This window comes from Cyclobacterium sp. SYSU L10401, assembly GCF_010993705.1.
Lineage (GTDB): Bacteria > Bacteroidota > Bacteroidia > Cytophagales > Cyclobacteriaceae > Cyclobacterium.
The window spans coordinates 249,588-271,287 of record NZ_WOFO01000005.1; the positions used below are offsets into that span (position 1 = coordinate 249,588).

Annotated in this window: 17 protein-coding genes and 4 tRNA genes; 2 read left to right on the forward strand and 19 right to left on the reverse strand. The window is 43.5% G+C overall.

The window, feature by feature from the left end:
• Positions 1-203: 203 nt before the first annotated feature.
• From rpsJ to GL182_RS14285, 19 genes are all read right to left on the reverse strand, one after another.
• Complete coding sequence (rpsJ, locus tag GL182_RS14195) at positions 204-509, reverse strand: 30S ribosomal protein S10 (RefSeq protein ID WP_073095396.1); 306 nt, start codon at positions 507-509, stop codon at positions 204-206.
• Between the two features lie 11 nt (positions 510-520).
• Complete coding sequence (gene fusA, locus GL182_RS14200; RefSeq protein ID WP_410266447.1) at positions 521-2,626, reverse strand: elongation factor G; 2,106 nt, start codon at positions 2,624-2,626, stop codon at positions 521-523.
• 48 nt (positions 2,627-2,674) lie between these two features.
• Complete coding sequence (gene rpsG / locus GL182_RS14205; protein ID WP_163380338.1) at positions 2,675-3,142, reverse strand: 30S ribosomal protein S7; 468 nt, start codon at positions 3,140-3,142, stop codon at positions 2,675-2,677.
• A 20-nt stretch (positions 3,143-3,162) separates the two neighbouring features.
• On the reverse strand, positions 3,163-3,546 hold the full coding sequence (gene rpsL / locus GL182_RS14210; RefSeq protein WP_009053171.1) for a 30S ribosomal protein S12: 384 nt from the start codon (positions 3,544-3,546) through the stop codon (positions 3,163-3,165).
• Positions 3,547-3,708: 162 nt separating this feature from the next.
• The gene (locus GL182_RS14215; RefSeq protein WP_163380339.1) at positions 3,709-4,038 is read right to left on the reverse strand and encodes a DUF3467 domain-containing protein; all 330 of its coding nucleotides are present in this window, start codon (positions 4,036-4,038) and stop codon (positions 3,709-3,711) included.
• Positions 4,039-4,105: 67 nt separating this feature from the next.
• Positions 4,106-8,416 carry a DNA-directed RNA polymerase subunit beta' gene (rpoC, locus tag GL182_RS14220; RefSeq protein ID WP_163380340.1) on the reverse strand — a complete coding sequence of 1,437 codons (4,311 nt, stop codon included), beginning with the start codon at positions 8,414-8,416 and terminating at the stop codon, positions 4,106-4,108.
• Between the two features lie 47 nt (positions 8,417-8,463).
• Complete coding sequence (gene rpoB / locus GL182_RS14225; protein WP_163380341.1) at positions 8,464-12,339, reverse strand: DNA-directed RNA polymerase subunit beta; 3,876 nt, start codon at positions 12,337-12,339, stop codon at positions 8,464-8,466.
• Positions 12,340-12,496: 157 nt separating this feature from the next.
• Positions 12,497-12,877, reverse strand: coding sequence for a 50S ribosomal protein L7/L12 (rplL, locus tag GL182_RS14230; RefSeq protein WP_162341762.1), 381 nt, complete (start codon positions 12,875-12,877; stop codon positions 12,497-12,499).
• A gap of 49 nt (positions 12,878-12,926) precedes the next feature.
• Complete coding sequence (gene rplJ / locus GL182_RS14235) at positions 12,927-13,469, reverse strand: 50S ribosomal protein L10 (RefSeq protein WP_163380342.1); 543 nt, start codon at positions 13,467-13,469, stop codon at positions 12,927-12,929.
• Between the two features lie 2 nt (positions 13,470-13,471).
• Positions 13,472-14,170: a 50S ribosomal protein L1 gene (gene rplA / locus GL182_RS14240; RefSeq protein WP_163380343.1), complete on the reverse strand. Its 699-nt coding sequence runs from the start codon at positions 14,168-14,170 to the stop codon at positions 13,472-13,474.
• Positions 14,171-14,180: 10 nt separating this feature from the next.
• A complete protein-coding gene (gene rplK, locus GL182_RS14245; RefSeq protein ID WP_163380344.1) occupies positions 14,181-14,624 on the reverse strand; it encodes a 50S ribosomal protein L11 in 444 nt (147 codons plus the stop codon).
• A gap of 3 nt (positions 14,625-14,627) precedes the next feature.
• Positions 14,628-15,185 (reverse strand): transcription termination/antitermination protein NusG, encoded by a 558-nt coding sequence (nusG, locus tag GL182_RS14250; RefSeq protein ID WP_163380345.1) that lies wholly within the window; start codon positions 15,183-15,185, stop codon positions 14,628-14,630.
• An 18-nt stretch (positions 15,186-15,203) separates the two neighbouring features.
• Positions 15,204-15,392, reverse strand: coding sequence for a preprotein translocase subunit SecE (gene secE / locus GL182_RS14255; protein ID WP_163380346.1), 189 nt, complete (start codon positions 15,390-15,392; stop codon positions 15,204-15,206).
• Positions 15,393-15,524: 132 nt separating this feature from the next.
• Positions 15,525-15,595: transfer RNA gene (locus GL182_RS14260), tRNA-Trp, on the reverse strand.
• Between the two features lie 115 nt (positions 15,596-15,710).
• Positions 15,711-16,898 (reverse strand): elongation factor Tu, encoded by a 1,188-nt coding sequence (gene tuf / locus GL182_RS14265; protein WP_163380347.1) that lies wholly within the window; start codon positions 16,896-16,898, stop codon positions 15,711-15,713.
• Between the two features lie 59 nt (positions 16,899-16,957).
• A tRNA-Thr gene (locus GL182_RS14270) sits at positions 16,958-17,029 on the reverse strand.
• Between the two features lie 37 nt (positions 17,030-17,066).
• Positions 17,067-17,139: transfer RNA gene (locus GL182_RS14275), tRNA-Gly, on the reverse strand.
• Between the two features lie 157 nt (positions 17,140-17,296).
• Positions 17,297-17,379: transfer RNA gene (locus GL182_RS14280), tRNA-Tyr, on the reverse strand.
• Between the two features lie 157 nt (positions 17,380-17,536).
• Positions 17,537-20,149 (reverse strand): M1 family metallopeptidase, encoded by a 2,613-nt coding sequence (locus GL182_RS14285; RefSeq protein ID WP_163380348.1) that lies wholly within the window; start codon positions 20,147-20,149, stop codon positions 17,537-17,539.
• A 118-nt stretch (positions 20,150-20,267) separates the two neighbouring features.
• On the opposite strand from GL182_RS14285, the gene GL182_RS14290 reads away from it, so the two are divergent.
• Positions 20,268-20,759, forward strand: coding sequence for an acetyl-CoA carboxylase biotin carboxyl carrier protein subunit (locus tag GL182_RS14290; protein WP_163380349.1), 492 nt, complete (start codon positions 20,268-20,270; stop codon positions 20,757-20,759).
• Between the two features lie 224 nt (positions 20,760-20,983).
• Complete coding sequence (gene pyrH / locus GL182_RS14295; protein WP_163380350.1) at positions 20,984-21,697, forward strand: UMP kinase; 714 nt, start codon at positions 20,984-20,986, stop codon at positions 21,695-21,697.
• The last annotated feature ends 3 nt before the right edge of the window (positions 21,698-21,700 follow it).

The window sequence follows — 21,700 nt, forward strand, 5'->3', positions numbered from 1 at the left end:
CACCTGTGCCCTTTTAAAGGATTGCAAAGTTAGTAATTTAATTTCAGCTTGCAAATCGCAACCTGAATATTTTCAAACAATTAGCTACTTAAAAAGCCATTCGCAGGAGAATATTTCAAAACTACCATCCGGATCGTATTTTCTTAACCGAAAAAGCCCATGCCAAAACTGGCACGGGCTTTTAATCGTTTCAATGGAGCAGGTCAGACTTTGATCTCTACATCCACTCCGCTTGGGAGTTCAATTTTCATCAGGGCATCTACAGTTTTGGAACTACCTGAATAGATGTCCACCAGCCTTTTATAGGTGCAAAGTTGAAATTGCTCTCTGGCCTTTTTATTGACGTGGGGAGATTTCAAAACGGTAAATTTTTCCTTCTTGGTTGGCAAAGGAATAGGCCCTACCACAATGGCACCTGTAGATTTTACAGCTTTAACGATTTTCTCTGACGACTTATCCACCAGGCTATAATCGTATGACTTTAATTTTATTCTGATTTTCTGATTCATTTTCGATTTTTTTAAGCCTTTTCTCCTTTTACTTTGGCAATGATACCTTCAGCAATATTGTTAGGAACTGGGTCATAATGTGAAAAGGTTAGTGAGGCAGAAGCCCTACCTGAAGAAATTGTTCTCAGGTCAGTCACATAACCAAACAGCTCAGACAAAGGAACCGAAGCCTTAATGACTGTGGCGGCACCCTTGGTATCCATCCCTTTCATCAGACCTCTTCTACGGTTTAGGTCTCCTGTTACCGGTCCGGTGTATTCATCCGGGGAAACTACCTCTACTGCCATTATAGGCTCCAACAATTGTGGCTTACACTTTTTGGCTGCCTCCTTGAAACCAATCCTGGCTGCCATTTCAAAAGAAAGGGAATCGGAATCCACGTCATGGAAGGATCCATGAAACAACCTGACTTTCATCGCCTCAATGGGATATCCTGCCAAAGGTCCGTTTTTCATGGCATCAGCAAAACCTTTTTGAATAGCGGGGATAAATTCCTTTGGAATTACTCCACCTACAATGCCGTTCACAAAGTCCAATCCCGGCTTGATTTCATTGGTTTCCGGATCTGCTTCTCTCGGTCCGATTTCAAAGACGATGTCTGCAAATTTACCCTTACCACCGGTTTGCTTCTTGTAAACCTCTTTGTGCTCTACACTGGAAAAAAGGGCTTCTTTATAGGCAACCTGGGGAGCTCCCTGGTTGATTTCTACCTTGAATTCCCGCCTGAGGCGATCAATAATGATTTCCAGGTGAAGTTCTCCCATACCTCTTAGAATCACCTGACCAGTTTCATGGTCGGTGTTCACGTGTAGTGTAGGATCTTCTTCCACCAATTTGGAAATCGCCATCCCCAGTTTATCTACATCCGCCTGTGTTTTGGCTTCAATCGCATAACCGATTACTGGTTCAGGGAAAGTCATTTCTTCCAAAACCACTTTATGCTTCTCATCACAAAGGGTATCTCCAGTCTTAATGTCTTTAAAACCTACTCCTGCACAAATATCACCAGCTTCTACCCTGTCTATAGGGTTTTGCTTATTGGAGTGCATTTGAAGAAGTCTGGAAATACGCTCTTTTTTATCTGTCCTTGTGTTGAACACATAAGAGCCTGCTTCCAGCTTGCCAGAATAAACCCTCATGAAAGCCAGGCGGCCTACGAAGGGATCAGTGGCAATTTTAAAAGCCAGCGCAGCAAAGTGATCATCACTATCGGGATGCCTGAGCACCGCTTCCTCAGTGTCTGGATTGGTGCCTTTTACCGGTGGCAAATCCAGTGGACAAGGAAGGTAGGCTATTACCGCATCCAATAGGGCCTGTACGCCTTTGTTTTTAAAAGCAGAACCACAAAGTACAGGAGAGAAATCCATATTGATCACCGCCTTACGGATAGCAGCCATCATTTCATCTTTGGTGATGGAGTTTTCATCCTCAAAGAACTTTTCCATCAAAGCCTCATCATAAGAAGCCACTTGCTCTACCAGACTTTGTCTGTATTCTGCAACGGTTTCCTTCAGGTCTTCGGGAATATCAATTACCTTATAAGTCATCCCCTGATCCTCTTCATTCCAGACAACAGCCTGGTTGGTGATCAGGTCTACCACTCCCTTAAAGGTGTCTTCAGCACCTATCGGAATCTGAAGTGGCACAGGATTGGCTCCCAGTTTTTCTTTTATTTCAGCTACTGCATTGAAAAAATCAGCTCCTGCCCTATCCATTTTATTGACAAAACAGATTCTGGGAACGTGGTATTTATCCGCTTGTCTCCAAACGGTCTCAGATTGAGGTTCTACACCCGATACCGCACAAAACAAAGCCACTGCACCATCGAGTACCCTGAGAGACCTTTCCACTTCCACGGTAAAGTCTACGTGACCGGGAGTATCAATCAGGTTGATTTGATAATCTTTGGTATCATCATTGGCCAGCCCCTGAATAGTGGGGTACTTCCATTTTGTCGTAGTTGCAGCAGAGGTAATGGTAATACCCCTCTCCTGCTCCTGCTCCATCCAGTCCATGGTAGCTGCACCATCGTGAACTTCTCCAATTTTGTGAGAAATTCCGGTATAATACAGGATACGTTCAGAGGTGGTTGTTTTTCCGGCGTCAATATGCGCCATGATACCTATGTTTCTGAGATATTTTAAGTCTTTCTTAGCCATTATTCATTAAAATCTAAAATGCGAGAATGCTTTATTGGCTTCTGCCATTCTATGCGTGTCGTCTTTTTTCTTCACAGCAGCGCCTTCTCCTTTAGATGCGGAGATTATTTCTCCTGCCAGCCTGTCCATCATCGTCTTTTCTCCTCTTTTTCTGGCGAAAGTAATCATCCACTTGATCCCCAGGGAAATTTTACGCTCTGGTCTTACTTCCAAAGGTACCTGGAAAGTTGCTCCACCAACCCTACGACTCTTCACCTCAACAGCGGGAGTGATATTGTTCAGCGCTTTTTTCCAAACCTCAAGACCATTCTCACCTACTTTATCTTCTACCTTTTCTATGGCATCGTAGAAAATTCTGTAAGCAATACTTTTCTTACCATCCACCATCAGACAATTGACGAACCTGGTGACCAAAGTGTCATTGAATTTGGGGTCAGGAAGAATATACCTCTTTTTTGGTTTTGCTTTTCTCATTTTAATCTATATTAATTACATTATTTTTTTGCGGCCTTGGGACGCTTGGCTCCATATTTGGAACGGCCCTGCTTACGGTCCTTCACTCCGGCTGTATCCAGGGCTCCCCGGATAATGTGGTACCTCACTCCCGGCAGGTCTTTTACCCTACCACCACGGATCAACACAATAGAGTGCTCCTGGAGGTTGTGACCTTCTCCCGGAATGTAAGCATTCACTTCTTTTCCGTTGGTCAATCTAACCCTGGCCACTTTTCTCATGGCAGAGTTAGGCTTCTTTGGTGTGGTGGTGTACACCCTGGTACATACACCTCTCCTTTGGGGGCAGGCATCCAAAGCCCTTGACTTGGATTTACTCTCAAGAGTGGTTCTACCTTTTCTAACTAACTGTTGTATAGTAGGCATTAATAGATAAATTAAATATTCTGCTTTTAAACTTATAAAATTCGGATTGCAAAGGTAAACAAATCAATAAAACAAACAAAATTAAGGAGTTATATTTTATGACCTGTCTGGTGACCAACATTTAACTGTTGCTTTTTGAAACTGGGGAAGATTCATCCGCTGCTAAGCCTCTCCAGGGGTACCGCCAAAATTCAAAGGAAATTGGGGCGCTTCCATTCCTCCTTCAATCTTTCCGAATGCCTTTTCATATTTTTCAATATTGTCTTTCAATGCCAGTAGCAAGCGTTTGGCATGATCAGGAGTCATGATGATCCTGGATTTGACTTTGGCTTTCGGAATACCTGGCATCAACCGGATAAAATCAATCACAAACTCGGAATTGGAGTGAGCAATCATCGCCAAATTGGAATAGATCCCTTCAGCAATTTCATCCGAAAGCTCAACATTGATTTGTTGTTTTTGATCTTTTTCTGTCTTGTTGTCTTCTTCCATGTTGAAGTTTTTAAGAAAAAAAGGCCTGCATCAATCAGCAGGCCCTTTTTTTCATAAGAGCAATTCTCTATTTGATGGTTTCCCTTACTTTTCTGCTGCTGCTTTCCTTTTCGGCAGTCAACAATTCGTATTCTTCCTGAGAACCAACAATCAGTTTACCAAATTTACGCTGACCGGTACCGGCAGGTATCAGGTGACCTACAATCACATTTTCTTTCAGTCCCAGCAACTCATCCCGCTTTCCTCTGATAGCTGCTTCACTCAGTACCTTGGTGGTCTCCTGGAAGGAGGCAGCCGAAATAAAGCTCTCGGTTCCCAAAGAAGAGGCGGTAATTCCCTGCAGGGTAGGCTGAGAAACAGCAGTTTGTGCGTCCCGAACCTGAACCAATTTCATGTCTTTACGCTTCAGGCTGGAATTTTCATCCCTCAACCTTCTGGCGGTAATGATCATACCAGGCTTCAGGGTGGCAGAATCTCCTGCATCCATCACTACCTTCTTGTCCAGTATCACATCATTCTCCTCGCGGAAAGCCCATTTATCTACAATCTGGTTTTGCAAAAATCCTGTATCACCGGCATCTAGGATCTCAACTTTTTGCATCATCTGGCTCACAATTACCTCGATGTGCTTGTCGTTGATTTTCACCCCTTGTAGTCGGTAAACTTCCTGAATTTCGTTCACCAGGTATTCCTGAACAGCTGTCGGTCCTTTGATAGAAAGGATATCGTTGGGTGTAATGGCTCCATCTGAAAGGGGTTCTCCCGCTCGGATAAAATCATTTTCCTGAACCAGAATATGTTTGGATAGGGACACCATATAACGTTTCCTGACACCATCCCTGGACTCTATAAATATCTCCCGATTTCCTCGTTTGATTCCGCCATAAATGACTACACCGTCAATTTCTGATACTACCGCCGGATTAGATGGGTTTCTGGCTTCAAACAATTCGGTTACCCTTGGCAAACCACCGGTAATATCCCGGGTTTTACCAACAGAACGCGGTATTTTTACCAATATTTGCCCGGATTTGACCTCTTCTCCTTTTTCTACGGATAAGTGCGCCCCAACAGGAATATTGTAGGATTTTGACTCGTCTCCATGCTCAACGATTACAGCAGGGTTTTTGGTCTTATCCTTGGTATCAATGATCACCTTTTCCCTGTATCCTGTCTGATCATCTGCCACCTCTTTGTAGGTGACCCCTTCGATTATGGCTTCAAAATCAACTTTTCCATCAAACTCAGACAAAATCACGGCGTTGTATGGATCCCAGGTGCACAAGGATTCTCCCTTGGCTATCTTCTGTCCATCAGTGACATTCAATATCGCACCATATGGCACATGATTGGAAACCAAAGTTTTACCAGATTTGACATCATTAACTTTAATCTCGCCGGATCTTCCCATCACGATGGCCACTTCATCACCATCCTTATTGGTAGTTTTGATCCAACGCAATTCTTCTTCAAACTCAACAATTCCATCAAACTTGGAGTTGATACTTGCTTCCACCGAAATATTGGAGGCTGTACCCCCTACGTGGAAGGTTCTCAATGTCAGCTGGGTACCAGGTTCTCCGATGGATTGGGCGGCAATTACTCCAACAGACTCGCCTACCTGAACTTGTTTTCCAGTGGCCAGGTTCCTACCGTAGCATTTGGAACAAACCCCTCTGCGGGTTTCACAGGTAAGGACGGATCTGATCTCAATTTCTTCAACTGCTGAATCATCGATAGCCTTGGCTACCACATCAGTGATTTCTTCTCCTGAAGAGATGATCAGTTCGTCTGAGATGGGATCTATTACATCATGAACAGCGATCCTGCCCACTACCCTTTCGGATAAAGGTTCTACGATCTCATCATTGTCCTTCAAAGCCTGAACAACCAATCCCCTCAATGTGCCACAATCTTCCTCAGAGATGATCATGTCCTGTGCCACATCCACTAACCTTCTGGTCAGGTAACCGGCATCAGCAGTTTTCAAGGCTGTATCGGCAAGACCTTTACGGGCACCGTGAGTAGAGATAAAGTACTCCAATACATCCAGTCCTTCTTTAAAGTTGGACAGAATAGGATTTTCAATGATCTCCCCTACAGAGCCCTGCAGGTTCTTTTGAGGCTTCGCCATCAGCCCTCTCATACCACCCAGCTGTCTGATTTGCTCTCTGGAACCTCTGGCTCCGGAGTGCATCATCATGTAGATGGCATTGAAGCCCTGGTTATCCTCTTCCATCTGACGCATCAGTATATTGGTCAGGTTGGAATTGGTTCGGGTCCAGATATCGATGACCTGATTGTACCGCTCATTATCGGTAATCAATCCCATCAGGTAATTGTTCCATACCTGATCCACTTCCGTTTTGGCTTTTTCTATCAAAGGCTCCTTGTCTTCCGGAATGATCACATCATCCAGACCCATGGACAGGCCACCCTGATAAGCCATTTGGAAACCAAGGTGTTTGATGTCATCCAGGAACTGGGCTGAACGGGCTATACCACATATCTTTACCACCTCTGCAATAATCTGCTGCAGTTTTTTCTTGGTCAAGAGTTCATTCACGTAACCTACCTGAAGCGGCACAAATTGATTGAAAATCAACCGGCCTGCAACGGTATCTACAATTTCATCGGCCAGGGATCCGTCTTCTTTTCTAACCTTCACCTTACATTTAATATGGGCATGCTTGGATATGGCTCCCTCATTAAGGGCTATCAATACTTCCTCCTGTCCATAGAATGTCATGCCTTCTCCCTCTACCGGATTTTCATCCGTAGACTTCATGCCCTTGGTCACATAGTAAAGTCCCAAAACCATGTCCTGAGAAGGAACCGTAATCGGCGCACCATTGGCAGGGTTGAGGATATTATGCGAAGAGAGCATCAGGGTTGATGCTTCCAAAATGGCTTCATGCCCCAGGGGAACGTGTACGGCCATCTGGTCACCATCAAAGTCAGCGTTAAACGCAGTACAGACCAAGGGGTGAAGCTGTATGGCTTTTCCCTCGATCAACTTTGGCTGGAAAGCCTGTATACCCAGCCTGTGCAGGGTTGGAGCCCTGTTCAACAGAACAGGATGTCCTTTAAGAACATTTTCCAGTATATCCCAGACTACCGGATCCTTTCGGTCGACTATCTTCTTGGCAGATTTTACAGTTTTTACTATCCCCCTTTCAATCAATTTTCTGATGATAAAAGGTTTGAATAGCTCAGCAGCCATGTTTTTAGGCAAGCCACATTCATGCAGTTTTAACTCAGGACCTACTACAATCACCGAACGGCCGGAATAATCCACCCTTTTTCCCAACAGGTTTTGTCTGAATCGACCCTGCTTCCCTTTCAACATATCAGAAAGGGATTTTAGCGCACGGTTACCATCAGATCTTACCGCATTTACTTTTCGGGAATTATCGAATAAGGAATCTACTGCTTCCTGAAGCATCCTTTTTTCATTTCTAAGGATTACTTCCGGTGCTTTGATATCAATAAGTCTTTTCAGCCTGTTATTTCGGATAATAACCCTCCTGTACAGGTCGTTCAGATCGGAAGTAGCAAACCTACCCCCATCCAATGGCACCAATGGTCGTAGTTCAGGTGGAATAACAGGCACCATGCGCACAACCATCCATTCCGGTCGGTTTTCTATTCTGGTCCTGGCATCCCTGAAGGCTTCTACGACTTTCAGGCGCTTTAAAGCCTCTCCTTTTCGCTGCTGCGAGGTATCTGTAGCCGCCTGATGCCTCAAGCTATAGGAAAGGTCGTCCAGGTCAAGCCTGGCGAGCAGCATTTCCAGTGCTTCAGCACCCATCTTGGCTATAAATTTATTGGGATCATCATCGTCAAGCATCTGGTTCTCTTTGGGAAGCTTGTCCATGATGTCCAGGTATTCGTCTTCTGTCAGGAAGTCCAGGTACTGCAAGCCATCATCTGCCTTGGCACCAGCCTGAATGACCACGTATCTTTCATAATAGACGATCTGATCCAGCTTCTTGGTGGGCAAGCCTAAAAGATAACCAATCTTGTTGGGAAGAGATTTGAAATACCATATATGAGCTACGGGTACTACCAGTTCGATATGGCCCATTCTTTCCCGTCTTACCTTCTTTTCGGTAACTTCCACTCCACAGCGGTCACATATGATCCCCTTATACCTGATGCGTTTGTATTTTCCACAATGACATTCCCAGTCTTTTACCGGCCCAAATATCCGCTCACAGAACAAACCACCCATTTCAGGCTTGTAAGTCCTGTAGTTGATCGTTTCAGGTTGTGTAACTTCCCCGTGTGAACTGTCCAAAATGGACTCGGGTGAAGCCAAACTAATGGTGACTCTGGAAAAGTCGTTGTTTAGTTTTTTATTTTTTCTGAACGCCATAGTTTTTTTTGTATTTGAAGGCCCCAAAAGGCCTAATGGTTTCTAAGTTAGTCAAGCGTAATTTCCAAGGCAAGTCCCCTGAGCTCATGTACCAAAACGTTAAACGATTCGGGGATGTTTGCTTTTGGAAGGTTCTCACCTTTGACAATGGATTCATAGGCCTTGGCCCTGCCGATAACATCATCAGATTTTACGGTCAGAATTTCCCGCAATACATGAGATGCGCCGAAGGCCTCCAACGCCCACACTTCCATCTCTCCAAATCGCTGACCACCAAACTGAGCTTTACCACCCAAAGGCTGTTGGGTAATCAATGAGTATGGTCCAATGGATCTGGCATGCATTTTATCATCTACCAGGTGCCCCAGTTTCAACATGTAGGAAATACCTACCGTTACGGGTTGATCAAACTTCTTCCCTGTTAATCCATCGAACAAATACGTCCTGCCAAATGAAGGCAGTCCCGCCTTGGTCAACTCTGCCGCTACCTCTTCCGTGGTTGCACCGTCAAAAATTGGTGTGGCGTATGTTTTTCCAAGCTCCCTGCCAGCCCAGGCAAGTACTGTTTCGAAAATCTGTCCGATATTCATCCTCGAAGGCACACCCAATGGGTTAAGTACTATATCCATAGGAGAACCGTCTTCCAGGAAGGGCATGTCCTCGTCTCTTACGATCCGGGCCACAATACCTTTGTTTCCGTGTCTACCAGCCATTTTATCTCCCACTTTTAGCTTACGCTTCTTGGCGACATATACTTTGGCCAATTGAACGATACCAGCTGGCAACTCATCTCCTACTTCCAGCGTAAATTTATCCCGCTTAAAGATACCGGAAATTTCATTTCGGGTATTGGTATAATTTTTAACCAGTTTCTGAACCAAAGAATTGACATGTTCATCATCTGTCCAGTCATCCAATATGATATCAGAAATCAGGTTTACTTCTTCCGCTACATTATAATTGCTTTCATCTCTGTAAGGGTTCTTCTCGGGGAATAGGTTGTTTTCAATGTTCTGCGCATTGAACTTCATTCCTTTACTGATGATTTCATCACCGAATTTATGCCTTACACCATTGGAAACTTTTCCTTCCAGGATCTGAACCAGCTTCTGGATCATTTTAGCCCTTACGACAAGCAGGTCCTTGCTGTATTTTTGCTTCAGTTGTTCTACTTCTGCTTTTGCCTTTACCCGAAGATCCTTGTCTTTCTTGGGTCTGGAAAAGAGTTTGGTTTCTATCACCACACCATTCAATGAAGGGGAGGCTTTCAGAGAGGCGTCCTTTACATCTCCTGCCTTGTCTCCAAATATGGCACGAAGCAGTTTCTCTTCCGGGGTAGGATCGGTCTCACCTTTTGGGGTAATCTTACCAATGATGATGTCCCCCTCTTTAATTTCAGAACCTACCCTGATAATTCCATTTTCATCCAGATTCTTAACAGCATCTTCTGATACGTTCGGAATTTCTGAAGTCAATTCTTCCTCTCCACGCTTGGTATCCCTGACTTCCAATTGGAATTCTTCGATATGGATAGAAGTAAAAACATCTTCCCGAACTACCCTTTCAGATATGACAATGGCATCCTCAAAGTTATACCCCTGCCAGGGCATGTAAGCTACCAGCAGGTTTTTACCCAGAGCCAACTCACCTTTATTGGTGGAATAACCTTCCACCAGCACCTGACCTTTGTGCACCTTTTGTCCTTTCAAGACTATAGGTGTCAGGTTAATGGTAGTGTCCTGATTGGTTCTTCTGAATTTGATCAGATCGTATGTTTTGTATTCGTCACTGAAGTTTACAAGCAACTCATCACTGGAAAGCTCATATTTGATGACGATTTTTTCAGCATCTACATAATCAATGACCCCGTCCGCTTCAGCCAAAATCAAAGATCTTGAGTCGATGGCCGCCTTGCCTTCCAGACCTGTACCCACAATCGGGGCTTCGGCCTTGAGCAGAGGAACTGCCTGGCGCTGCATGTTGGATCCCATCAGTGCCCTGTTCGCATCATCATGTTCCAAAAAGGGAATCAATGAAGCCGCTACAGAAACAATTTGATTGGGAGCAACGTCCATGTAGGATATTTCCTTAGGCTCCAATACCGGGAAATCACCTTCAAACCTGGCTTTAACTTTATCATTGACAAAATTACCCTTGTCATCCAGGGGAGCATTTGCCTGGGCAATGTTGTTATCGTCTTCTTCTTCGGCAGTTAGGAAAACAATGTCCTCCACATTCATGCTTACCTTACCCGCATTGACCTTTCTGTAAGGTGTCTCCAGGAAGCCCATGCTATTAACTTTGGCATGCACGCACAAAGAAGAAATCAACCCAATATTCGGGCCTTCCGGGGTTTCGATGGTACATAGCCTGCCATAATGCGTATAGTGTACATCCCGAACCTCGAATCCTGCTCTTTCTCTGGAAAGACCTCCGGGACCCAGTGCAGAAAGTCTCCTTTTATGTGTCAACTCTGCCAATGGATTGGTTTGATCCATAAACTGGCTCAATTGGTTGGTGCCAAAGAAAGAATTGATTACAGAAGACAATGTCCGTGCATTGATCAGGTCTACTGGTTTGAAATCTTCATTGTCCCTCACATTCATCCTTTCACGGATCGTTCGGGCCATCCGGGCCAGACCTACGCCAAACTGACTGTAAAGTTGCTCGCCTACCGTTCTAACTCTCCGATTACTCAGGTGGTCAATATCATCTACCACCGCCTTGGAATTGATCAGACCGATCAGGTATTTCACGATAGAAATGATATCCTCCGTGGTCAGGACAATTTTGTCCGCATCGATATTCAGTCCCAGCTTTTTATTGATCCGGTACCGACCTACTTCTCCCAGGTCATAACGCTTGTCAGAAAAGAACAAGCCATGGATGACCTCTCTTGCAGTGGCTTCATCCGGAGCTTCTGTATTTCTTAATTGCCGATAGATAACTTCAACAGCTTCTTTTTCAGAGTTGGAGTTATCCTTTTGAAGGGTATTGTAAATAATGGAATAGTCAGCAATATTTACATCTTCCCTATGCAGAATGACGCTTTTGGTTCCTGATTCAAGGATAAGATCAATGTCTTCATCCGTCAGAATACTGTCCCTTTCCAATAAAACTTCGTTTCGGTCTATGGATACCACTTCTCCAGTATCTTCATCCACAAAATCCTCCACCCAGGTTCTCAGCACCCTTGCTGCCAGCTTCCGGCCAATGATTTTCTTTAATGTTGATTTATTGGACTCCACTTCTTCGGACAGGCCAAAAAGGTCTAGAATCTGCTTATCTGAGCCATATCCTATCGCCCTTAATAAGGTGGTTACAGGAAACTTCTTTTTTCTGTCGATATAGGCATACATGACATTGTTAATGTCTGTAGCAAATTCTATCCAGGAACCTTTAAAAGGGATGATCCTTGCAGAATAAAGCTTCGTACCGTTGGTATGCTTACTTTGGGCAAAGAAAACACCGGGAGACCGATGCAGCTGGGAGACGATAACCCTTTCTGCGCCATTGATCACAAAGGATCCCTTTTCGGTCATGTAGGGAAGGTTTCCCAGAAAAACTTCCTGTTCGATGGTTTCAAAGTCTTCATTGTCCTCATCGGAACAAAGCAACCTTAATTTGGCTTTTAGGGGAACAGAATAAGTCAGACCTCGGTCTATACTTTCTGACACATTGTATTTGGGGGGATCTACGGTATAGTCGATAAATTCAAGGGTGAAATTTTCCCTGGAGTCACTGATAGGGAAATTTTCAGAGAAAACCTTGAAAAGACCATCCTGCCTTCTTTTTTCTGCAGGAGTATCCAACTGGAAGAAATCTTTAAAAGATTGCAGTTGAATATCTAAGAAATCCGGATAGTCTTTGACTACCTTAATGGATGAGAAACTTTTCCTTTCGGTTTGATTCTGGATAGCCAAGGCAGTATATAGTTTTAGTGAAAGTTATTATTATTAAAGGACTATTTACACTTAAAAAAGTGCAATTATTTTCATGTCCATAAACAGGAAAAGACCTGACTGATAAGTCAGGTCTGATGCTGGTAAACCAAATCCAATTGGAGTTGGTTATTCAATTTTATTTAAGCTCAACTTCAGCTCCAGCTTCTTCAAGTTGCTTTTTAAGTGCTTCAGCTTCTTCTTTGCTTACTCCTTCCTTAACGGCTTTAGGAGCGCTGTCCACCACTTCTTTGGCTTCTTTTAGTCCCAAACCTGTCAATTCTTTAACAAGTTTAACGACTGCCAATTTTTGTCCACCTGCAGCTTTTAAGACAACATCAAAAGAAGATTTCTCTTCTTCAGCAGCACCTTCGCCAGCGGCTCCACCTCCAGCTACTACAGTAGCGGCAGCAGCGGCAGGTTCGATACCATATTCATCTTTTAAAATTGCGGCTAACTCATTTACCTCTTTTACAGTCAAGTTAACTAACTGCTCAGCGAATGCTTTAAGATCTGCCATTGTATTAAATATTTAAATTGATTGTTATTTACTAATTTGAATGATTTTATTAAGCTTCTTCCTTCTCGGACAATGTTTTTACCAAGCCGGCAAGAATAGATTTTCCACTCTGAAGTGCCGACACCACATTTTTGGATGGAGATTGTAGCAAAGAAATTACTTCACCTATCAATTCTTCTTTGGATTTCAGTTCGGAAAGGACTTTTAAATTGTCTTCTCCTATGAATTGGTCACCATCGACAGAGGCACCCTTAAAAAGCGGCCGCTTTTCTTTGCTTCCCAATTTTTTCCTGTAATCCAAAATCACTTTAGCCGGCAGGTTCCCCACTTCTGGTGAGAACAGGATACCTGAAAAACCTTTTAAAGTACTATCTGCAAAGTCAGCATAATCGGCTTCAAGGTTTTCAAGGGCCTTTTTGATCAAGGTATTTTTGTATACCCTATATTCCAGCCCTTTATCGAAACACAATTTTCTGAAACCATTTATCTGCGCCACGCTAAACCCGGAGGCATCAGCGATGTAGAAATGCGGAGTAGTCTTCAGTTTATCGGTAAGTTCTTCAATTATGGTTTTTTTATCTTCTCTCGTCATAATTATATACCTTGAATACTACTTTTATCAATCACAATGCCCGGAGACATGGTACTGGATAAATGTATACTTTGGAAATAAGTACCCTTCGCGGCAGATGGTTTCAGCTTAGATATGGTCAGGATCAATTCCCTTGCATTTTCCTGAATTTTTTCAGCAGTGAAGGAAGCTTTTCCAACGCTTGCATGAATAATACCGAACTTATCTACTTTGAAATCAATTTTACCAGCTTTAACTTCTTTAACTGCTTTCCCAACATCGAGGGTAACAGTACCGGACTTGGGATTAGGCATCAAGCCTCTGGGTCCAAGGACCCTACCCAGTCTACCTACTTTAGCCATTACATTTGGTGTGGTAATGATGACATCTATGTCTGTCCAACCACCTTCAATCTTTGCAATGTACTCATCCAGTCCAACATAATCAGCTCCTGCTTCTTTGGCTTCCTCTTCTTTGTCAGGGCTGCAAAGCACCAAAACCTTCAATTCTTTCCCTGTACCGTGCGGTAAGGCCACTACTCCCCTGACCATTTGGTCAGCTTTTCGCGGATCAACACCCAAACGGATGTCCAGATCAATAGAAGAATCAAATTTGGTGTTTGAAATTTCCTTAACAATAGAAGAAGCCTCAGCCAAGGAATAGTGTTGGCTAGGGTCGTATTTAGAAAGAGCTTCTTTTTTCTTTTTTGTTAACTTAGCCATTTTTTGCTTGTTATTCCTCCCAAGGAGCTTTCCCTGAAACTGTGATACCCATACTTCTGGCCGTACCGGCAACCATTCTCATGGCTGAGGCAATTTCAAAAGCATTTAAATCAGGCATTTTTACCTCTGCAATTTCTTTAACCTGATCCCAGGATACTGCACCAACTTTTTTCCTGTTTGGTTCGGAAGAACCACTCTTTAATTTCGCAGCTTCCAGCAACATAACCGCTGCAGGAGGCGTTTTTACGACAAAATCAAAGGACTTGTCCGAATAAATCGTGACAAGCACAGGAAGAACCTGGCCCATTTTATCCTGAGTCCTGGCATTAAACTGCTTACAGAACTCCATGATGTTCAACCCTTTTGAACCAAGGGCCGGACCAACTGGAGGAGATGGGTTAGCCTGGCCACCCTTCACCTGTAGTTTCAGATAACCAGAGATTTCTTTAGCCATTTCCTAATCTAGTTTTTCTACTTGTATAAAGTTTAACTCTACGGGAGTATTCCGACCGAAAATCTTAACCATAACATTAAGTTTTTTCTTGTCTTCAAACACTTCCTCAATCACACCCGAGAACCCACTGAAGGGACCGTCCATTACTTTAACGCTCTCTCCAACTATAAATGGGGTATCCAGTTTTTCTGCAAACTCATCAATCTCTTCTACACGACCTAAGATCCTGTTGATTTCTGATTGACGTAATGGCTCAGGGGTTTTGGAAGCCCCCCCTTGGTTTGACCCTAAAAAACCGATAACTCCCGGTATGCTTGTAATCACGTGATTGGCTTCTCCATGACTGAGATCCGCATTGACTAAAACGTATCCTGGGAAAAAATTCCTTTCCCTAACCCGCTTTTTACCATTACGCATCTCATATACTTTCTCAGAAGGTATCAAAACTTCCGGGATATACTCCAGAAGCTTTTGACGGGCAATTTCATTGTCTAAATAAGTCTTTGCTTTTTTTTCCTGACCTGCCACTACTCTGAGCACGTACCATTTGTGATCTGCCATCCCGTTATTTAATATTCTTTAGAATAAATCATAAAACCATGTCATGATATTTTCGAAGGTCAAATCGATCAGTCCGATCACCAAAGCGAAAATCAATGAAGCCACCAATACCAGTACGGCACTGTTTTGAAGAGACGCATACTTCGGCCAGGTGACCTTGTTCTTCATCTCATCAATGGACTCAATTACAAAATTTTTAACATTCATCCTTGTAAAATTGGTTACCAAAGAACCTCTGTTATCACCGCCACAATAGCGGTGAGGGGTCCTCATTCAAAACATGACCGGCAAAAGCTACATTGCATATCTTTTACCCATGATTTTATCTTCCTTAGATTGCACGGGCGGAGAGATTCGAACTCCCATCAACGGTTTTGGAGACCGCTATTCTGCCATTGAACTACGCCCGTATTTTTCCGATCCCCGAATAAGGAACGCAAAATTAGTGAATTGAGGCCAAAGAAACAAATGCGATCCCGAATAATTTCAGGATCGCATTTTTTAATATGATTTCTTAAATCAAAATCAGTCAAGAATTTCGGTTACCTGTCCGGCACCTACTGTTCTACCACCTTCTCTGATCGCAAATCGAAGTCCTTTTTCAAGGGCTACCGGGTTGATCAGGGTAACTTCAATGGTGATGTTATCTCCTGGCATTACCATTTCTACATTCTCAGGAAGCTTGATCTCTCCCGTTACATCTGTAGTCCTTAAGTAGAACTGAGGACGGTACTTATTAAAGAATGGGGTATGTCTACCTCCTTCTTCTTTTGAAAGTACGTAAACCTCGGCTTTGAAATGGGCGTGAGGTGTAACAGAACCAGGCTTACAGATAATCATACCTCTTTTGATCTGGCTCTTTTCAATACCTCTCAGCAACAAACCAACGTTGTCACCTGCTTCACCTCTGTCTAGTATCTTACGGAACATTTCCACTCCGGTAACAGTAGACTTCAGTCCTTCTGCTCCCATACCGATGATGTCTACAGCTTCACCTGAATTGACAACACCTCTTTCAATCCTTCCGGTAGCCACAGTTCCCCTACCAGTAATAGAGAATACATCCTCTACAGGCATTAGGAAATCTTTGTCTATCGCTCTTTCAGGAAGCGGAATGTGATCATCTACGGCTTGCATCAATTCCATTACCGTATCTTCCCACTTGGCTTCACCGTTAAGTGCACCAAGGGCAGAACCTGCGATAACAGGAATGTTGTCTCCGTCAAATTCATAGAAAGAAAGTAACTCTCTTACCTCCATTTCTACCAACTCAAGTAATTCGGGGTCGTCCACCAAATCTACTTTGTTCATGAATACCACCAAAGCCGGTACACCTACCTGACGTGCAAGAAGGATGTGCTCTCTGGTTTGTGGCATTGGACCATCAGTGGCTGCAACTACAAGAATTGCACCGTCCATCTGAGCAGCACCAGTAACCATGTTTTTTACGTAGTCAGCGTGACCTGGACAGTCAACGTGCGCATAATGCCTGGACTCCGTTTGATACTCTACGTGTGAGGTATTGATCGTAATACCTCTCTCCTTTTCTTCCGGCGCGTTGTCGATGGAAGCAAAGTCTCTTAATTCAGAAAGACCCTTTCTGGCCAATACAGTGGTAATGGCAGCAGTCAAAGTAGTCTTACCATGATCGACGTGACCAATCGTACCTATGTTTACGTGTGGTTTGGAACGGTCAAAGGTTGCTTTTGCCATGCGTGAAAATCCTCTGTTTAGTTAAAGATTAAATTTCAGTAAATGTTTGAAATGTTCAGAGCCAACGACGGGATTTGAACCCGTGACCTCTTCCTTACCAAGGAAGCACTCTACCCCTGAGCTACGTCGGCTTTTTACATTCAGTTTTATGCCCTATGAAAAGCATAGAGCGGGAGACGAGGCTCGAACCCGCGACCTGCAGCTTGGAAGGCTGCCGCTCTACCAACTGAGCTACTCCCGCTTATTATTTTAACAATGAAAACTGGTCAAAACCAGCGTTCAAATTCATTATTTATTTCAAGAATCCAAAAATAGCCGGATATTATAAGAAAACAATATAAATGGTACCGGAATATTCAGATTATTGTTCAGAGAGTGAAATCTTCCCTGATATTCAGTGGGGGAAACAGGATTCGAACCTGTGAAGACATAAGTCAACGGATTTACAGTCCGTCCCAGTTGGCCGCTTTGGTATTCCCCCATATGACTTCAAATCACCAAGACAATGCAATGTCTTAACTTCTTTGTTGTCATAACGGATGGCAAAATTATACCCTTTTACCAAACATTCAAAATATTATAAAAAAAATTCTCCTGTTTTTTCACAAATCCAAATTATACCATTCATGGTCAGTATTTTACTCTTCCTCCAGATAGGGTTCCAAATAATAAGATTCATACCTGCGTACCATTTCATCCTTTTCAGCTAAAAGCATAGACTTGACCAATTCCAACACCCCCGGATCATCGATAAAACCAAAAAGTGACTGAAAGGCCGCCAACCTGACGTAGGGTTGGGGGTGGCGCCTTCCTAGCTCACTCAGGTTGTTAATGGCCTGCTCTACGACTACATCCTCCACACTGGCAAAGTAATCTCCATAGTACCCAATGAAATAATAAAGCGATTGCCCATCTAATGCTGCTAACTTGTCATGCATCCAGTCCGCATAGGTTCCTTGCCCGGTTTGTGTAAGGTAATCTGCAAGAGGAGCCAGGATCCGGATATTTTCTTCGGATTCCAAGCGCTCGAACAACTCCCTCTTTTTGGGTAAATTACCTTCCCCATCCATATAGGCCATTAAAGCAGTCCCGGAGACCTGGTAAGATTCATCGTTGATCATGCGATAGATCAATGACTCGTATTTGGCCGGATCTATTCCTGCCAGTACCTCAATGGCGGCAGCTTTCACTGTATTGCTTTCATCCTGCTCTGCCATTTCCACTATTTTAGCTTCCAATGAATAAAGCCCACTTTGCTCCGCAGCTATCCCTGGAAACCTTTGAAGGGCTAGCTCCCTGACTACCTGAAAAGGGTCATCTAACGCCTTTGCCAGTACTTCTCCTAAACCTGCCCAATCCTCAGACAAACGTGTAAGGCTGTCCAATGCCTCTACCCTTGCCAGGCCAGACCTGGCATGCTGAAACTGCTTTTCCAGGATCCCGGCCCCCTTTTGGGTTTTCCTTTCTGCTAAAATGGTCTGATATTCATCAAATAAAATCAAATCCGTCCTGGCACCATTCTCTAACGAAAATTTCTGAACGGCCTGGTCCAGTATAAATTCCTTCTCCACTACCTTTCCCTGCTTGTACATCTGAACCTTAAAGGGGATTTTGAAAAGTGGTGTCACCGATAAATCCTGCTGTTGTTCGATGGTCAAGACGGTGTTTTCCGGATCAGAATGATCCCAGTCAATGGATAGTTCGGGGTGGCCGGAAGAAAGAAACCATTGATTAAAAAACCAGTGCAGGTCCCTGCCGGAAACCTTTTCCAGGGCCAGTCTGAGGTGATGGATCTCTACGGCCTGGAAAGCGTTGTCCTGTAAATAGACCTTTAGCCCCTCGAAGAAAGCCTCATCTCCCAGGAAACTCCTCAACATATGCAGTACCCTACCCCCTTTGGCATAGGTATGGCTGTCAAACATTTCCTCGCTGTCTGAATAATAGAACCTGATCAGGTCATTCTGCTTCTCCGCCGCCTCATCCAAATATTCCTCCATGGCATTAAAATGGTGCATGTCTGCCTGATCCTTGCCTTCCTTGTATTCAAACCAGAGGTACTCCGAATAGTCTGCAAATGCTTCATTTAATGTTAAATTGGCCCAGGATTCGGTGGTGACATAATTGCCAAACCACTGATGAAACAATTCATGAGCGATGATATAATCCCATTCACTGTCCAGTGCCTCCCTTTCATTCAGGTTCAGTGCTTCCATAAATATAGAAACCGTAGTGTTCTCCATGGCTCCGGAAACAAAGTCCCTGACTACTACCTGATCGTATTTTCCCCAGGGAAAAGGCACCTGTAGTAATTCGGAAAAGAAACTGATCATTTCCGGGGTATGTTCAAAAACCTTCCTGGCACCCGATTCAAACTTTGGCTCTACGAAATACCGTAACGGTATACCTGTTTCACTTTGATCTTCTATGATGGCAAATTCCCCCACCACCACAGCTGACAAATAGGGAGCATGGGGTTGATCCATTTGCCAGTGATCAGTTTTTGTCCCATCATCGTGGTTTTCAGTCCGTACCAGTTTACCATTGCTGATACTGGTATACTTGTCTGGCAGCCTGAGGAAAAAATCATGCGTTTGCCGCTCATTAGGGCTATCAATTGTCGGGTACCATTTGGAAGTGTATGTTGTCTCGCCCTGAGTCCAGATCTGAACAGGCTTGCCTGACTCGCTGGAGTCCGGATTGATAAAATACAGGCCCTTGGTATCGGTTATGGCCGTATTGCCGGGGGCATTGCCCTCTTCGGGAAATGCGGTGTAGGCGATATGCAGGGCAAGGGTATCCCCTTTACCATATTTTTGAGGAAGTTGGATTTCTATTTGCTTTTGATTGTAGCTGTAGGTAAGCTCCTGCCTATTCCCTTTCAGATCCAGGTACAAGTTATGAATATCAAAATCCTTGGCATCCAATACCAGCATTTCCTGTTCGTAAAAATAAGGTGTAAGCTTCAAATCTGCTTCTCCCCTGACAGTGCGAAGGCCATAGTCAAAGGACAGGCGAAGATCTGTATGAATCAAATCAAAATTACGGGTTTGACTGGCTCTATAATTTTTGATTTCATGTTCCTTCTTCCGGATTAATTTATCCCGTTCATTAGCTGTTGTTGCAGTATTTTCCGGGACTGTGGCCGATTCGTTTTCTGTATCCTCCACCAAATTAGATGTAGGCTTACAGGATAGCGAAAAAATAAAAAGCAGTAACAAAAATACAGAAGCTTGATTTCCCTTGTGGTGCATGGATAATTTGAGTTTTCAGTCAACAAAAAAAGTAAATAACTACAATATTTAGTACCTTGAGCAGGCAAGAAACGTCAAAAGATTGCTTTCCGCCTGATATCAGTTTAAAATTAAGAAAATGGCCATAATAAAACTAAACAACCAATCATTTAATTTTGTCAGGGAGGGTGAAACCTTTAGGATAGGCGAAAAAACAATAACGCCAATAGTGCACCAAAAAGGAGTCAATGAGTACCTGATCGCATTCAACAACCGCATGCATCACCTGATACTTTTGGAAAAATTCAATGAGAAAGAATATGCTGTATCGGTAAACGGAAAAACCTGTACCACCTCCTTTAAGGATGCCAAGACGCTTTTACTTGAAAAGCTGGGCATGCAGGAAAGTACTGCCTTAAAGGTCTCATCGGTGAAAGCGCCCATGCCTGGAATGGTACTGGAAGTAAAAGTAAAAGTCGGGGATAAGGTGAAAAAAAACGATGTTTTGATGGTTTTGGAAGCAATGAAAATGGAGAATACCATCAAATCTCCTTCCTCGGGCACCATAAGTTCTGTAGATATCAAAGAAGGCGAAGGAGTAGAAAAAAACCAGGTCTTGCTCCAATTTTAAGCATAAGATTTAGTATTCTTAAAACAAGGATTTATATTTGTCGGGCTTTTAAGTTTTATTTACAGCTGAATGATCGCAAATGCCTATCCATTCATCAATTGATAAAGAACTCCGAATGAAATCGAGCCAGACGAGATCGTCGCATAAAGGGATGATTATAGTGGCGAGATTCCCTGTCTGGACGACAGGCAGGCATATACCCACTAAAAAACAATTATAATCTTATGAAATATAAACGAATTCTCCTGAAACTAAGTGGGGAAGCCTTAATGGGTGAGAACAGTTATGGTATTGACTCGAAAAAACTTCAGGAATATGCCACTGAAATCAAGAATGTACATGATTTAGGGGTAGAGATTGCCATTGTTATAGGAGGAGGAAACATTTTCAGAGGGGTACAAGCTGGAAATGTGGGGATAGACCGGGTACAAGGTGATTACATGGGTATGCTGGCTACCCTGATTAATGCCATGGCCCTGCAGAGTTCACTGGAACAAAATGGCATGTTTACCCGCCTGATGTCTGGCATTAAGGTAGAAAGTGTGTGTGAACCATTTATTCGCAGGAGAGCCATCAGACACCTGGAAAAAGGCAGAATAGTCATTTTTGGAGCTGGAATCGGCAATCCGTATTTTACCACAGACTCTACAGCAAGTCTTCGGGCCATAGAAATTGAAGCAGAAGTGGTATTAAAAGGGACCCGGGTGGACGGGGTATACACGGCAGATCCTGAAAAAGACAAAAACGCTACCCGGTATTCCAGCATCACCTTTCAGGAAGTCTACGAAAAAAACCTGAATGTCATGGACATGACCGCCTTTACCCTTTGCCAGGAAAACAACCTCCCAATCATAGTCTTTGACATGAACAAGACAGACAATCTTTTAGATTTGGTCAAAGGCAATGAAGTAGGAACATTGATCACATCAAAACAATAAAAT